The organism is [Clostridium] citroniae WAL-17108 (assembly GCF_000233455.1).
GTDB lineage: Bacteria > Bacillota > Clostridia > Lachnospirales > Lachnospiraceae > Enterocloster > Enterocloster citroniae.
Genome location: NZ_JH376422.1, coordinates 22,600 through 37,574, shown reverse-complemented (window position 1 = coordinate 37,574; position 14,975 = coordinate 22,600). Strand labels below are relative to the sequence as shown.

Sequence of the window (14,975 nt, the reverse complement as noted above, 5' to 3'; positions counted from 1 at the left end):
TCATGGATTAGGGGTATGGATACTTACCCGGAAAGGAATGGAATATGAATAAGCAAGTATACAGGCAGGATATGATTGCTGCCGTAGTTATCATAATGGTTGGTGTTGCAGCGTTTGTATTGTCACTGGTTATGCCGGGTAAGGCGTCCATGTTTCCCAAAATTGTTTCTTCCGGCCTAATGGTATTGGGTGTTCTGCTGATATTTGACAGTATAAGGAAGATCAGAAAGGATGTGCCTACCGATGAGGAGCCGGCCAGGCTGGGTGAATTTCAGAGTCCGGTCATTGTGCTGGCCCTGCTGATCCTCTATGTACTGGCGGTGATCTATATCGGATTCTACATTTCCACGCCTGCTATGCTGGTCATTTACATGTATTTTATGGGCATCAGGAATATTAAAACAATTTTAATTACAACAGCAGTGGTCATGGCCTTTGTATACTGCCTGTTTACACTGCAGCTGGGTGTGCCTCTTCCGGCAGGGATCCTGGGTTAGGAGGGAATATGATGGGGATTATACAAGAACTATTTACAGTACAGTGTCTGATCGCTTTAGTTGCAGGCACCGCAGGCGGACTTCTCATCGGAGCGCTGCCCGGACTCAGCGCAACCATGGGAATGTCCCTTCTGATACCTATTACATATGGAATGGAAACTGCTCCGGCCATGATTATGATAGCGGCTGTTTATGTTTCGGCTGTGTATGGAGGAAGTTTTTCCGCAATCCTGATCCATACGCCGGGAACTCCTGCTTCCGCTGCGACAGCCATTGACGGATATGAACTGACTAAGCAGGGAAAGGGCCTGAAGGCCGTGGGAGTATCCAGTATCAGTTCCGTCACAGGCGGTGTGATCAGCGCAGTGGCCCTGCTTTTTCTGGCGCCGCAGCTTGTAAAGGTATCGCTGATGTTCAGTTCACCGGAGTATTTCCTGATCGCAATCTTTGGTTTGACCATTGTGGGAAGCCTTTCCGGAGGCAACATGCTCAAGGGACTTGTGGCAGCGGTATTCGGACTGCTGCTGGGAATGGTAGGCATGAATATTTTCCCGTATGCAAGGTATTCGTTCGGAAACCTGAACTTGGCCAGCGGAATACAGCTGGTGCCGGCTATGATTGGATTGTTTTCCATTTCCCAGGTCCTGATCCAGTCAGAAAAACTGAATGACGCTATCAGGAAAAAGGGAAAAGCAGATGATGAACTCAATCAGCAGATTGAAAATGCAAAAAATATGAAGGGAAGCTTTTTCCCGACCAGAGAAGAAATGCGCACCCTGCTTCCCGTTATGTTGAGAGCATCTGTTCTGGGAATATTTGTAGGCATCCTGCCGGGGGCCGGCGGCGATATCGGATCCTGGGTTGGCTATAACGATGCAAAAGCCCAGAGCAAACACAAGGAAATGTTTGGAAAAGGGAGCTTGGAAGGAATCGCAGGATCTGAGGCGGGTAATAACGCGGTATGCGGAGGCGCATTGATTCCCGCATTGACCCTTGGCATACCTGGAAGCGGAGCCGCAGCAGTGCTTCTGGGAGCCCTGACCGTTCAGGGATTTGCCCCGGGCCATGACCTGTTTAATAAATACGGTTCTATAACATATGCGATTTTGATCGGTTTTCTGCTGGCAAATATCCTCATGGGAATTTTTGGGTTTCTCATTGCAAAAAGGGCGGTAAAGCTGGCAGCCATGCCTCTGGGGATCCTTCTTCCCGTTATTATGCTGCTGTCAGTCATTGGTTCATTTGCAATCAGAAACAATGTATTTGATATTTTTGTAATGTTGTTTTTTGGAGTGGTGGGTTATCTGATGAGGAAGATCAATATGCCTGCAGCCCCCGTGGTCCTGGCATTAATATTAGGTCCTATGGCGGAGCGTAACCTGATCAATTCCCTTCAGATGGTAAAGGGGAATGTATTTACTTATTATGGTTCCAGGCCCCTGTGCTGGCTGTTCGGACTTTTGATCATCGGCTCATTGGTATCGCCGATTATTTCGTCCAGAATGAAGAAAAGAAACGTAGACTCATAGAATATGTGAACTTGCAGATTATGTGACTTTATGAGTTATGTAAACTCATGGTCATGCGGAATAAAGGAGAATGGTTATGAAGAAAAACAGATTATTAGCAGCAGCATTATGTCTGGCTGTGGCATTGACCGCAGGGTGTTCCCAGGATAAGAAACAGGAGACGGATACTACGGCAGCAGCTGTTTCATCAGCAGCCGGAGAGGAAAAGGGGAGTTATCCTGTTCCTAAACTCACATTTTTATGCCCGAGTGATGCGGGCGGGGCAATGGACAACAATACCCGTTTCCTGGCGCCCTACCTGGAAAAGCATCTGGGGGCATCTGTGGACGTGATTAATATGGGGGGAAGCGCGTGTTGGGTAGGCTGGAAACATTTGACAGAATCTCCTACTGACGGCTCCATGATCTCCTATGCAAACTTCCCCAATATGCTGACAGGATACCTGGACCCGGCGGCATCCATTGGGATGGACAGGACCAACTTCGAGTTCCTGGCCCTGTACACGTCAGATGACAATATCATCATGGCTAAAAAGGATGAGACAAGGTTTAAAGATGCCAAGGAATTTTTTGAATATGCTAAAAATAATATTGTGACCATTGGTACTGCGGGGGCCAGGACGGATGATGCGGTGGCGGTTGCCATGCTGGAAAAGGAACTTGGGTTTGAATTCCAGCATGTGCATTATCAGAATTCCGCAGAAGGATTTGCAGCAGTCATGGGCGGACATATCGATGTTCTCATGGGTAATGTGAGTGAGGCTGTTAACAAGGGTGAAGAGATTATGCCGGTTGTGGTATTGTCCCAGGAGCGGAGCGAATATTTGCCTGATGTCCAGTGCACCTATGAAAATGATATCAAGGTAGCTGCATCCTCCAGCCGTGGCGTGATCGCAGCAAAGGGGCTGGATCCCGCTGCCAAAGAGGCACTTCTGAAAGCGCTGAAAGCAACCATGGAAGATCCGGATCAGCTGGCAGAAGCAAAAAAGCAGGGAATTGCTGTAACACCTATCTACGGTGATGACTTTGAACAGTGGATGGAGCAGCAGGAGGAGTCGATCAAGGGAATCTTTGATCTGTTGGACGAATAATAAAAAAGACTGCATAAAATGAAATTCTTTGGAGGCTATGATGATAAAAGCGATTAAATTTGAAAAACCATGGGATGTGGCCTGTGTGGAAAAGGAAATGCCGGTGCCGAAAAAGGGGGAAGCCCTTATACGGGTAAGATCAGCGGGGATATGTGGTTCTGATATTGGAGCATACAGGGGGACCAATCCCCTGGTATCCTATCCCCGGGTCATCGGACATGAGATTGCAGGTGAGATCATTTCCATATCAGAGGATAACCGGGGACAGCTGAAGCCGGGTGACCATGTGATCGTGGATCCCTATTTATACTGCGGCCACTGCTATCCATGTTCCATTGGAAGGACCAACTGCTGTACGGATCTAAAGGTTCTGGGAGTTCATGCTGAGGGAGGTATGGCGGAATATTTTGTCCATCCTGAGAGCATGCTGGTCAGACTTCCGGACGATATGCCATGGGATTTAGCTCCCATAGCGGAACCTCTTACCATAGCCCTTCACGGTATCCACAGAGGAGGATTAAAAGCAGGAGAATATGCTGCGATCATCGGAGCCGGCCCCATCGGAATGCTGGCTGCCATGACAGCCCTTGCTTACGGCGCAGAGCCGATTATGATTGATTTGGTGGAAGAACGGCTTTTGCAGGCAAAGCAGCTGGGAGTCAGGTACACCATTGATTTAAGAAAAGAAAATGCAGAAGAAAAGGTCAGAGAGTACACAGGCGGGAACATGGCCCATCTGGTAATGGAATGCTCCGGCGCAAATGCAGCCGTCAGGTCCACTCTTGACTTGGTGTGCAATGCGGGCAGGATAACCCTGACAGGATGGCCGAAAAATGAAACCCCTCTCCCTACTGATGTGATTACCAAAAAGGAAGTGGACATTCGCGGGGCCAGGACCAGTGCAAATGAATTTGAGGAAGCGATCCGGCTGATCCATTCCGGGCAGGTGGACGCAAGACAGATCCTGACTAAAACCGTAAGCCTGGATGAGGCTGCAGATACCATAAGGGATATTGAAAAAAATCCCGGAAATTATATGAAGGTAAATGTGATGATATAGCTCGATCTTCAAATTCCCCCGCCTGTGGGGCGGCCGGATGAAAGAGCGGTTACGTTCTCTCATCCGCGGCAGTACTAAAATGCAGAAAACAGCAGACGCCCTACATTTAGTAACAGATGTATTCAGTGACAGATGTATTCGGTGACAGATGTATTCAGTGACAGATGTATTCAGTGACACATGTGTTCCGGAGACATGGACGGTGTTTCCGGAGTGATGATGATCTGATCTGCCAGGATCTTCACCCGGCATAGCTGTCCCGGGAAAAAGTTGGCCATGATCAGATATTCAAAGTCAGCGCCGTAGTTTTGGATACATTCCTGGGTAATTCTGAAAAGCCATTGTCCGATTACCATTTCTTCATCCATAGAAGGCTCCTTTCAAGTTGGTCTTATGGGTCGGTTTTTGTTAAGTAAAATCAGAATAGCACAAGGGTGGGGGGAAAGTAAATTAAGATATCGTAAAAAAATGATTTGGTGTTAGTATAAAAATATCTCCGGAGAGGGCTGTGTGAATGCCTATTTCCGGAGATATATTTGGGTTTGCTGATTATTTCTGAATCAGCTTCTGCATTTGTTCTATTTCTTTTTCCTGAACATCGATGATTTCCTGTGCCAGCTGTTTTACCTCTTCCTCATCCGTATAGTCCAGGATGTCCTTGGCCATGTCCACGGCCATCTGGTGATGCATGATCATGCCCTCGGCAAAAGCCTGGTCAATGTTGTCAACGCCGGAAGGATTAATGTGGTGTGACATGGAATCATCAGAAAACATTTCGCTGTATTTTGCCAGGTAGGCATCTTCCTTATCCTGGTTTTTCTTACCTTCTTCCTCATATTTTTTGATCAGGTCATTCATCTGCACCAGTTCTTTTTTCTGAGCCGTAATGATGTCCTGTGCCAGGGTCTGCAGATCAGATACCTCTCCGCCGTAATTCAGGTAGCTCTCCGACATTTTAATGGCCGCCTCATGGTGGGGGATCATGCCTTTGAGAAAGTCAATGGAAGCACTTCCGGATTTTTCACGGATCATCATGTCCTCCATCATGTTCATCATGATGGAATCCTGTTCCGTGAGATACCGGCTCAGATCATCTGTACCGGCTGCCTGGCCGCCATGGGAAGAGTGGTCCATGTGGCTGTCGGACATGGAACTGCCCTGGGCTGCCTGATCACCTGAACCCATGGAAGCATTGCTGTCCGCGGTCACGCCGCTTTCAGAGGTAGTGCCGGTCTCCTGACCGCTGTCGCTTTTTTTGTCATGGCAGCTGCAGCAGCTACAATGATGATGATCAGTGCAACACAGATTCCGATAATCCATAAACGCATATTCTTGTTGTTCATAATTTAAGTCTCCTGTAAATGTTTAATGGGTGGTTTTATAATAGAATGGTCTTATTATTTGTTGTTTTCTGGAAAATATACCAGCAGGGGAAAATGGAGGAGACTTGGAGAGTACACAAAGGAATCCGGGAGGAAACATTAAAAAAATATTTATCCGGGCTTTGCTTTGTGATAGACTAGTATCATGCATCAAAGTGATTTTTATGAAGTTATTTAATGAAATGTGGGAGAGAAGCTATGGATGAAACAATAACAATAGGGAGTATGAAGAAGATTGTAAAAGAATTCTGCGAGGCCCGAGACTGGGACCAATTCCATAATCCCAAGGATCTGGCAATCGGGATATCCACAGAGGCCAATGAGTTACTGGATATATTCAGATTCCAGTCAGAGGAGCAGATGAGGGAACTGATGTCAGACCAAACAGTACGCAGCCACATTCAGGAGGAACTGGCGGATACACTTTTCTTTCTTTTAAGGTTTGCCCAGATGAATGATATTGATCTTTATGATGCGCTGACTGATAAAGTGAACAAAAACGGTCAGCGGTATACCATTGAGAATTCTAAAGGAAAAAACATAAAAATACATGGATAGAGATTAAGAGATACGCTGGCGCATTCCCCCTTCTTATAATATAATAGTGATTACAAAGATAAAAACACAGCGCATGTATCACATGCAGATCCGGTTGGTAGTCCGGACGGAAGACCCCTGTTCCTTTGCCGGAACCGGTATTGACAGGCAGTTCTTCTAAGTAGCCCTCCTCCTTGGTCGTCCATTCTTTGTTCATAACATCTTAAAGGAGGAATTGTCATGGACAAAGTATCGGTAGCGCTGAGAGTATTTTTTGAGGATCCTTTCTGGATCGGCATCCTGGAACGGGTGTCGGAGGGCAGGATGACTGTGAGCAAAATAACCTTTGGCCCGGAGCCAAGGGATTATGAGGTACAGGAATTCCTTATGAAAAATTACTACAGTCTGCGGTTCAGTCCGGCTGTGGCAGCTGCTGTAAAGGAGAACCATGTAAATCCAAAGCGCATCCAGCGTCAGGTGAGAAGGGAACTTCAGGATACGGGCATGGGAACCAAATCCCAACAGGCCCTGAAACTGCAGCAGGAGCAGATGAAGACTGACAGAAGGGCCGTGAGCAGAGAGAAAAAGGAAACGGAGGCCAGACGCCAGTTTGAACTGAAACAGCAAAAAAAGAAGGAAAAGCACAGGGGCAGGTAATACTGCCTCTGTGTTTTTTTGCCATAAAATCAGGCTGATTCTGTTTTTTCCGCGCATCGCCAATCTCTAAGATTTACTTAGAGAGCTATTGCGATTATGCGTTTTACTTGTATTTGTATATTAATTATAATAAAGACATAAAAAACATCAACATATTATACATTGTGACGGTCATTGGACGATCTGAACCATTGGATGTCTGCTAAATGGAGTTATCACCTGTGTGTACGGAAGCGGTGCAGGCTGCGGAAAGCTATACCAGTTTTTACCAGCAAGAGATACAACGGTCCTGTGTTACAGTAAAAGTAATGTTAAATGCTTCCAGCACAGGACTGGTTGGCCCTCAGCCGGAGGATATAAGACCTGAGGGCATTATGGAAAAAACCAAAAATCCATTATGGCAGCCGTGGAGCCGGCCGGAGTCTGTAATATGTTTTGGAAAGGAACCGGATATGAGCAAAAAAATGCTGGTGGTCAGCGCACATGGCGCTGACTGGTGTACAAGGGCCGGAGGGACTATCTTAAAATATGTAAACGCCGGCTGGGAGGTAACGGTATATGCCCTGACCTTTGGTGAACACGGTGAATCAGGGGCTTACTGGAAGGATCATTGGGGGACCAATGTGGAGGAGGTGAAGCATTGCCGCAAGACGGAAGCCCAGGCAGCGGCAGCGTTCATGGGAGTAAAAAGGATCGAGTTTTTTGACTATGGGGATTATCCTCTTGATATGGGAACTTCCAGAGTACAGGATCTAATCTGCCGAATCATGGATCTGCGCCCGGATGTGATATTGACCCACTGGATTGACGATCCCTTTAACATGGACCATGAAATCACAGGCAAGGCGGTTGTCAGGGCTGTCAGTGCATGCGGGATGAGAGGAGCTATACCGGATACGGATCCCCACTTTATTCCGGATATCTTTTTCTTTGAGACCACCATGCCCCATTCGGAATTTAATCATTTTGAGATAGACACATACCTGGACATTGGAGATGTCTTTGAGAAAAAGATACAGGCGGTCAAGCTGTTTGCAGCCCAGCCCCAGCTGGTGGAATACTACACCCGGTGTGCAAAGAACCGGGGGGTACAGGCAAATGACTGGTCAAGGGGCAGGCGCAGTATCCAGTATGCAGAGGGGTTTAAGCGGTATGTGCCTTATCTGGGGGACTGTCTGCCTGTATCATCATTGGAGGAGCGTTTTATCAAGGAGGACGGATATGTATAAAATACTGATACCGGAGGATATTGCCCAATCAGGAAAACAATATCTTACCGACCGGGGGTATGAACTCAGGGTAGGGGTCCCCACGGATGTGGAAAGCTTAAAGCGCGAGATCGAGGATGCGGATGGGCTGATCGTGAGGAATGCCAGATACCCAAAAGAGGTGCTGGAAGCCGGAAAAAGGCTGAAGGTCATTGGACGCCACGGAACAGGGGTGGACAATATTGCAGTGAAGGAAGCTGAATTGCTGGGAATCCAGGTGGTTAACGGCCCCACTGCCAATATCAATGCTGTGGCGGAGTATACGGTGGGGCTGATACTGGCGCTGAGCTGCGGCCTGGTGCAGGCGGACCGGAAAACCCGGGCCAAGGACTGGACATACCGTTTATCCATGGAGCGATATGAGATTAAGGGTAAGACCCTTGGTCTTGTGGGATTTGGACGTATTGGCCAGCTGGTGGCGGATAAGGTTATAAGTGCCCTGGGCATGGACGTTATTGCATATGATATCCATTCAAATGCCCAGCCCTTATCAGGAATCCGTTTTACCGGCTGTTTGGATGAGATTTTGTATGAAGCGGATTTTGTGTCCCTTCATATCCCATCCACACCTGAGACAAGGGGAATGTTTGATTACCAGTTGTTCTCTATGATGAAAAAGGGAGCTTATTTTATTAATTGTGCCAGAGGCGATGTCTATGTGGAGGAGGATCTGGTGCGTATATTAAAAGAAGGACATCTAAGTGGAGCGGCGCTGGATGTTTACAGCCAGGAGCCGCTGAAGGACAGTCCTCTGCTGTCCATGGAACAGGTAATACTGTCTCAGCATAACTCAGGGCTTTCCGAGGAGAGCAAGGACAGAATGTCACTGTATGCAGCCATGGGAGTAGATGAGGTACTGACAGGCAGGACACCTGCATGGCCGGTCAATAAACCACAAAAGTAAAAAATAAAAACCAGGAGGGTTAAGACTATGAGAAAAAGCAAACGTTTATTAGCACTTGCAATGGGGATGATACTGGCGGTGGGAATGACTGCCTGCGGTTCCAAGGAGGCAGCGCCCCGGACAACAGCGGCAGCGGCCCAGGACAGCCAGGAAAAGGACAGCCAGGCAAAGGACAGCCAGGAGGACAAGTCCAAAGACAGCGCACCAGCCGGAAAGGAGGCGGCTCCTGCGGCATCGGAAACTACATATAACTGGAAATGGGGAACAGTGGATTCCACATCCAACCCCAATTATGAGGCCATGGAGTATTTCTGCACCTTGCTGGACGAGAAAGCGCCTGGGAAATGGTCCATCCAGATCTATCCGGACTCCCAGCTGGGGGATGCGTCCCAGTTGTGTGAATCCGTCCAGATGGGTACTCTGGAGATGGCCTGTCCTGCCAGCTCCATTGTTGCAAACTACGTGCCGGATTACGGTGTGTTCGACATGCCCTATCTGTTCACCACGGCTGAAGAGGTGGATGCTGTCCTGGACGGTGAGGTTGGTGCAGAACTGGCGGCCCTGGCCGACCATGCCAACATGAAGCTGGTGGCATGGTGGGAGATCGGCTTCAGATGTCTTGCCAACAATGCCCGGCCTATCAACTCAGTGGAGGATGTAAAAGGGCTCAGGCTGAGGGTTATGAGCAATGAGGTGCACCAGGCTCTCTGGACCGCACTTGGGGCGGACCCGGTGCCCATGTCCCTGTCCGATGCCTATGTGGCCAACCAGAACGGTACCATTGACGGCCAGGACAATCCCCTTCACTCCCTGATCGCCAATTCCACCTTTGAGGTATGCCATTATATTGCAGTGACCAACCATGTGTACAGCCCTCTGGGGGTGATCGTGTCCCCCAAGGCCTGGGCATCCATGTCCCCTGAGGACCAGGAACTCTTTATGGAATGCATGAAGGAAGCCACAGCGAACCAGAAAAAGCTGGTGCGTGAGCAGAATGAGAAGGCGGCCAAGGAGCTGGAGGAAAAGGGATGTGAGGTGACCTATCCGCAGCTACAGCCGTTTGCGGACAAGATGGAGGTGGTGTACGAACAGTATCCCCAGTTTTCCGTATGGCTGGATAAGATCAAATAGGACAGGTGTAACATGTATGATATATGTAATATGTATGATAGAGGGGACATGGGCGAATGTGTAAGGATGTAACGGAAGGAGCTGTGGATCGGTGAAAACCATAGACAAGATCAATTTACAAATCCAGAGGGTACTGGATGTGTTCCTGGGAGCTGCCAGCGTGGTCATGCTGGCAGTGAACCTGGCCCAGGTGCTGGGGCGGTATGTGTTCCATTCCAGTATCACCTGGTCGGAGGAACTGAGCACCTATATGTATGTGTGGATCATCTTCCTGGCGCTGTATGCAGCCTGTAGGGAGAGGAATGAACTGGGGATCGAGGTCCTGCGGTTAAAAGATCCGAAAGGGAGAAGGACGGTCCTGATGGTCCGTGAACTGCTGGGCCTGGCCGCCTGTGCGGCCTTCCTGTACGGAAGTGTCCTGATGATCAGAAACTCCCTGGCATTCCCGCAAAAGACCGCGTCCTTAAAGATCATCACGGCATACCTGTATTTCTGTATGCCGCTGAGCTTCACGCTCCTGGTCTGGATGAAGGCAGTGCATATCATCCATGATATCCGGTTTTTGTCAGGCAGGGAGACGGACGAAGCGGGCACAGGAAAATAGAGGGGAGGAAGGGAAATGTCTACAGCAGCAATTGTTCTTATCGTATCCGTGATCGTCTTCGCGGTATTGGGAGTGCCCCTGGTGTGGTCGCTGGTTTTGGCCTGTGTCTGCTCCGTGGCGGCGGGAGGAACTTTGGATGCCCTGCCCATCCTGGTGCAGAGGATGTTTGCAGGGGGGCTGCAGTACTCCCTGCTGGCAATCTTTTTCTTTGTGCTGGCAGGTGCCATCATGCAGTATGGAGGGCTGTCCAAGCGCCTGGTGGATTTTGCCAACAGTCTGGTGGGGCACATCAGCGGAGGAGCTTCCCTGGTATGTGTGATCGCGTGTACATTTTTTGCAGCCATATCCGGGTCGGCGGTGGCCACCACGGCAGCCATAGGAGGGATCATGTATCCGGAACTGAAGCGCCTGGGATACCCGGAGGATTATGCAGCAGCCCTCCCGGCAGCGGCAGGAGTTCTGGGAGTCATCATACCGCCCAGTGTGCTGTTCATCCTGTACGGGAACGTGGCCAGCGTCTCGCCGGGTAAGCTGCTCATGGCAGGCGTGATCCCGGGTCTGATGGGGGCGTTTTTCATCTGCATCATGTGCTACGTGTTCGCAAAAAGGAAATCCTATCCAAGAAATGAGGGATTTGAGGCAAAAGTGGTGATTAAGACCCTGAAGGATTCCATCTGGGCCCTGCTGATGCCCATTATTATTCTGGGAGGAATCTACACGGGGATCTTCACCCCCACGGAATCAGGTGTGGCGGCGGCAGCCTATGGGCTCATCTGTGCCACTGTGATCTACCGGGATATGGATCTTGCTTTATTCAGGCGCGTGATCAAAGAAAGCTGCCGGACAACAGCCAATGTGATGATTCTGTGCATGGCGGCCACCTCCTTCAGCTACCTGCTCACCATTTACCAGATACCCGCGACACTGAGCCGGTTTCTGATTGCCAATGTGAGCAACCGCTACATGTTTATGATCGGAGTGATCATCCTGCTCCTGTTCCTGGGGATGTTTATGGATGTGGCGGCTTCTATCCTGATCCTGGCCCCCATGCTGGCGCCGGTGGCAGTGGCCTTTGGCATTGATCCCATCCAGTTCGGCCTGATCTTTGTGTTCACCATGGCGATTGGCCAGGCCACACCACCCTTTGGGACGAACCTGTTTGTGGCCTGCGGTTACAGCGGAAGGTCAGTGATGTCCATAGGGAAGCACTCCCTTGTATTCTGCAGCGCTTTGGTGCTTGTGATCCTGCTGTGTATGATATTCCCGGGCATTTCCACATTGCTTCCAGGCGTTATGACCCAGTAGGCGGTCTTAAGGGGAGGGAAATATGAAGTATGTAAGATTTTGCAGTCCGGACGGACATGTTGGAAGGGGTATTTTATCCGGACAGGAGATAGAAGAACTGGAGGGGGATATCTTTTCACAGTACCGGCTGATTGGAAGAAAGTACGGATTGCGGGAGGCAAAACTGCTGCCGCCCTGTGAGCCGGGGAAGATCGTGGGGGTGGGCGCAAATTACAAATCCCACCTGAGCAGCAAACATATGGATCCGCCCTCCTGCCCCAGACTTTTTATAAAGCCTGGTTCCTCGGTCATTGGGCCGGATGATAGGATCATCTGTCCGGATCCTGCCCATACGATCCACTTTGAAGGGGAACTGGCAGTGGTGATGGGGAAACGGTGCAGCAAAGTTCCGGAGGAAAAAGCATTGGACCATGTGTTTGGATACACCTGCATCAATGATGTGACAGACAGGACCATGCTGGAAGAGGACGGGCAGTGGACCAGGGGAAAGGGGGCGGATACATTTGCCCCTCTGGGTCCTGTCATCGCGGACGGGATCGATGGAGGCGATTTGATCCTTGAGACACGGGTCCAGGGGCAGGTGAGGCAGCATATGAGCACGTCAGACCTGTATTTTTCCCATCCCATATCTCATTTCCTTTATCTCAACGTATATGACACTGTATCCGGGCGATATGATTGCTACCGGTTCACCGGTGGGAATGGGCCCACTTAAAGTGGGGGAGACGGTTGAAGTGGAAATACAGGGAATTGGCATCTTAAAAAATAAAATGACAGTAAAAGAGGTAAAACCATGAAGATAGAGAAAGTGGAATGCATTCCCATGGTATATCCCTTGGAGGAACCAATCTACAGCGGTGTGGGAAAATGCAGCCAGAGGCAGCTGCTTCTGGTTCGGATCTATACGGACAATGGCCTGGTAGGGCTGGGGGAGGCGGCTGCCTACGGAGGGCCGGTGCAGTCCACATTGACAGTGCTGGAACAGGAGATCGCCCCCATGCTCATAGGGGAAGACCCAAGGGATGTGGAGCGTATCTGGCACAAGTGTTTCTTTGCGCATTTTCAGCACGGAAGGTCAGGAATCCTGATCTCCGCCCTGTCAGGAGTGGATATTGCACTGTGGGACCTGCTTGGAAAATCTGCATTAACCCCTCTCTACCGGCTGCTGGGAGGATTTAAGAGATCTGCTCCCGTGTATGGCAGCGGCGGTTTTTATATGGAGAACAAGGGGATCAGGGAGCTGGTGCAGGAAGCGGAGCATTACGCTGACATGGGGATGAGGGGCGTTAAGATCAAGGTTGCCCGCACAGATACCCCGTTTTCCCTGGGAGTATTTAACCGGCCGGACAAGTGCAGAATGGTGACCATGGAGGAGGACATTGAGCGGGTGGCTGCTGTGAAAAAGGCCCTGGGAAATGACTGCCAGCTTATGCTGGATGCCAATGCGGCCTGGAGTTACCCGGATGCGCTGGCTGCGGGAAAGGAATACGATAAGCTGGGCATCCATTTTCTGGAAGAACCCGTCCGCACGGATGATTATGAGGGAAGCGCCCGGCTGGCTGCTGACCTGGTGACCAGGATAACCGGCTATGAGACAGAATGCCTGGCCACTAATTATATGAGGATGATACGGATGGGGGCAATGGATATGGTACAGCCTGACTTGAGCTGGTGCGGCGGCATCACACAAGCCAGAAAAATTGCAGCCATTGCAGAGGCCAATTTCATGGAATGCACAACCCATGTCTGGTCTTCCGGTATCCTCTTGGCCGCCAGCGTGCATTTCACTTGCGCGATTCCCAATGGGGCAACCATGGAATATGACCTGAGTGATAATATATTCAGGGATGGGCTTTTAAAGGAACCCCTGCGTCCCGACAGCAGCGGAGTGATCACTTTAAGTGATGCTCCGGGTCTGGGCATCGAACTGAGGGAAGAGATCATAGAGAAATACAGGATCTAGCCCTTTTGGTTTTCCCAATATTCCTTGGCAAGTTCAATAAAGTCCCGGGCAGCGCTGCTCAGGTATATGTCTTTGCGGTAGGAGATGGCCAGGTCCCAGCAGGGGTGACCGGGAAGGGCAAAATATACCACGCCTTCCGGATATTTCCGGGAATAAAAATAGGGCACTACACCGCAGCAATAGGTGGACTGGACCATCATTAAGATACTGACCGTGTTGGATGTCTCAAATAGGAGGCTGGGCTCAAAGCCCGCCTCCTTAAATGCGTTATCCACAATTTCATGCAGGGAGGATTCCTTAAATAAAAGTACAAAAGGAGTGTCCTTTAGCAGGTCCAGGTTGATCACTGCCAGAGGCCGGCCGGGAGGATTGGCAGATCCGGCGGCTGGATGGGATGCAGGAAGGGCCAGCACCATTTCCTCGGAAATCAGGTTTTCATAGCAATCACTGGTCCGCTGCTCCCTGGAAAGGGCGAGGAAGCCCATGTCAATGGAGCCCTGGACAATGGCTTCCTGCTGCTTGTACACATTCATTTCAACCGGTCTGAGGTCCAGGCCGGGATAGCGTGAATGAAGTTCCGGGTAGAGGGAAGCAAACATATAGATCCCTCTGCCATGGGTCAGTCCGATGGTAAGCGTGCCTGTTTTGGAATCGCAGATATCCTGGATCCGCGTATAGGTGTCGTGCTTGATCTTTAACGCATCCCTGGCACCTTCCACATAAATCTTTCCTGCTTCCGTAAGGTGCCAGTTTGTCCTGGAACGGTGAAACAGCCTGGTTCCCAGCTCCTGCTCCAGTTTCAGGAGCTGCTGGTTAAGGGCTGACTGGGAAATGAAGAGTTTTTCAGATGCTTTGGTTATATTATTTTCTTCTGCTATCTTAACGATATATTCTAATAATCGGAAATCCAATGCTGTATCTCCTTTGCGATTGATTGCATGATATGCCCCGGCATGGCAGTAATGCTGGTCTGTCCGGTTAGCTTATTTATACAATAAAACAGCGGCAACTGCAAGCAAGGGGGGATATTTCTTCCATTAGAAAGCAA

Annotated in this window: 18 protein-coding genes; 14 read left to right on the top strand and 4 right to left on the bottom strand. The window is 49.7% G+C overall.

What is annotated here, in order from left to right; translation table 11 throughout:
* Positions 1-44 precede the first annotated feature (44 nt).
* From HMPREF9469_RS30675 to HMPREF9469_RS13295, 4 genes are all read left to right on the top strand, one after another.
* On the top strand, positions 45-497 hold the full coding sequence (locus HMPREF9469_RS30675) for a tripartite tricarboxylate transporter TctB family protein (protein WP_007862713.1): 453 nt from the start codon (positions 45-47) through the stop codon (positions 495-497).
* 11 nt (positions 498-508) lie between these two features.
* The gene (locus HMPREF9469_RS13305; RefSeq protein ID WP_007862712.1) at positions 509-2,026 is read left to right on the top strand and encodes a tripartite tricarboxylate transporter permease; all 1,518 of its coding nucleotides are present in this window, start codon (positions 509-511) and stop codon (positions 2,024-2,026) included.
* A gap of 76 nt (positions 2,027-2,102) precedes the next feature.
* The gene (locus HMPREF9469_RS13300; protein ID WP_007862710.1) at positions 2,103-3,116 is read left to right on the top strand and encodes a tripartite tricarboxylate transporter substrate binding protein; all 1,014 of its coding nucleotides are present in this window, start codon (positions 2,103-2,105) and stop codon (positions 3,114-3,116) included.
* 40 nt (positions 3,117-3,156) lie between these two features.
* Positions 3,157-4,176, top strand: coding sequence for a zinc-binding alcohol dehydrogenase family protein (locus HMPREF9469_RS13295; protein WP_007862707.1), 1,020 nt, complete (start codon positions 3,157-3,159; stop codon positions 4,174-4,176).
* 170 nt (positions 4,177-4,346) lie between these two features.
* Here the strand turns inward: HMPREF9469_RS13295 and HMPREF9469_RS13290 are convergent, their stop codons facing one another.
* The 3 genes from HMPREF9469_RS13290 to HMPREF9469_RS32960 form a co-directional block, all read right to left on the bottom strand.
* Positions 4,347-4,544, bottom strand: coding sequence for a hypothetical protein (locus tag HMPREF9469_RS13290; RefSeq protein ID WP_007862706.1), 198 nt, complete (start codon positions 4,542-4,544; stop codon positions 4,347-4,349).
* A 181-nt stretch (positions 4,545-4,725) separates the two neighbouring features.
* Entirely contained in the window at positions 4,726-5,361 is a 636-nt protein-coding gene (locus HMPREF9469_RS13285) for a DUF305 domain-containing protein (protein WP_242827919.1), read from the bottom strand.
* A 20-nt stretch (positions 5,362-5,381) separates the two neighbouring features.
* Positions 5,382-5,519, bottom strand: coding sequence for a hypothetical protein (locus tag HMPREF9469_RS32960; protein ID WP_007862704.1), 138 nt, complete (start codon positions 5,517-5,519; stop codon positions 5,382-5,384).
* A 237-nt stretch (positions 5,520-5,756) separates the two neighbouring features.
* Between HMPREF9469_RS32960 and HMPREF9469_RS13280 the strand changes: the two genes are divergently transcribed.
* The 10 genes from HMPREF9469_RS13280 (at position 5,757) to HMPREF9469_RS13240 (ending at position 13,927) form a co-directional block, all read left to right on the top strand.
* Complete coding sequence (locus tag HMPREF9469_RS13280; protein ID WP_007862703.1) at positions 5,757-6,116, top strand: nucleotide pyrophosphohydrolase; 360 nt, start codon at positions 5,757-5,759, stop codon at positions 6,114-6,116.
* Between the two features lie 219 nt (positions 6,117-6,335).
* Complete coding sequence (locus HMPREF9469_RS13275; RefSeq protein WP_007862701.1) at positions 6,336-6,752, top strand: YjdF family protein; 417 nt, start codon at positions 6,336-6,338, stop codon at positions 6,750-6,752.
* Between the two features lie 206 nt (positions 6,753-6,958).
* Entirely contained in the window at positions 6,959-7,981 is a 1,023-nt protein-coding gene (locus tag HMPREF9469_RS13270) for a PIG-L deacetylase family protein (protein ID WP_007862699.1), read from the top strand.
* Positions 7,974-8,924: a hydroxyacid dehydrogenase gene (locus HMPREF9469_RS13265; protein WP_007862698.1), complete on the top strand. Its 951-nt coding sequence runs from the start codon at positions 7,974-7,976 to the stop codon at positions 8,922-8,924. The genes HMPREF9469_RS13270 and HMPREF9469_RS13265 overlap by 8 nt, the downstream gene beginning before the upstream one ends.
* Positions 8,925-8,951: 27 nt before the next feature.
* Positions 8,952-10,055, top strand: coding sequence for a TRAP transporter substrate-binding protein (locus HMPREF9469_RS13260; protein ID WP_007862696.1), 1,104 nt, complete (start codon positions 8,952-8,954; stop codon positions 10,053-10,055).
* Between the two features lie 91 nt (positions 10,056-10,146).
* A complete protein-coding gene (locus HMPREF9469_RS30670) occupies positions 10,147-10,659 on the top strand; it encodes a TRAP transporter small permease (protein ID WP_007862694.1) in 513 nt (170 codons plus the stop codon).
* A 15-nt stretch (positions 10,660-10,674) separates the two neighbouring features.
* Complete coding sequence (locus HMPREF9469_RS13250; RefSeq protein WP_007862693.1) at positions 10,675-11,964, top strand: TRAP transporter large permease; 1,290 nt, start codon at positions 10,675-10,677, stop codon at positions 11,962-11,964.
* A gap of 22 nt (positions 11,965-11,986) precedes the next feature.
* Positions 11,987-12,679, top strand: a complete 693-nt coding sequence (locus tag HMPREF9469_RS13245; RefSeq protein ID WP_007862692.1) for a fumarylacetoacetate hydrolase family protein — start codon at positions 11,987-11,989, stop codon at positions 12,677-12,679.
* Positions 12,618-12,761: a fumarylacetoacetate hydrolase family protein gene (locus HMPREF9469_RS34075; protein ID WP_207636596.1), complete on the top strand. Its 144-nt coding sequence runs from the start codon at positions 12,618-12,620 to the stop codon at positions 12,759-12,761. Before HMPREF9469_RS13245 ends, HMPREF9469_RS34075 begins: the two co-directional genes overlap by 62 nt.
* A complete protein-coding gene (locus HMPREF9469_RS13240; RefSeq protein WP_007862690.1) occupies positions 12,758-13,927 on the top strand; it encodes a mandelate racemase/muconate lactonizing enzyme family protein in 1,170 nt (389 codons plus the stop codon). The genes HMPREF9469_RS34075 and HMPREF9469_RS13240 overlap by 4 nt, the downstream gene beginning before the upstream one ends.
* Here the strand turns inward: HMPREF9469_RS13240 and HMPREF9469_RS13235 are convergent.
* Entirely contained in the window at positions 13,924-14,838 is a 915-nt protein-coding gene (locus HMPREF9469_RS13235; protein ID WP_007862689.1) for a LysR family transcriptional regulator, read from the bottom strand. The two genes, HMPREF9469_RS13240 and HMPREF9469_RS13235, sit on opposite strands and share 4 nt — an antisense overlap.
* Between the last annotated feature and the right edge of the window lie 137 nt (positions 14,839-14,975).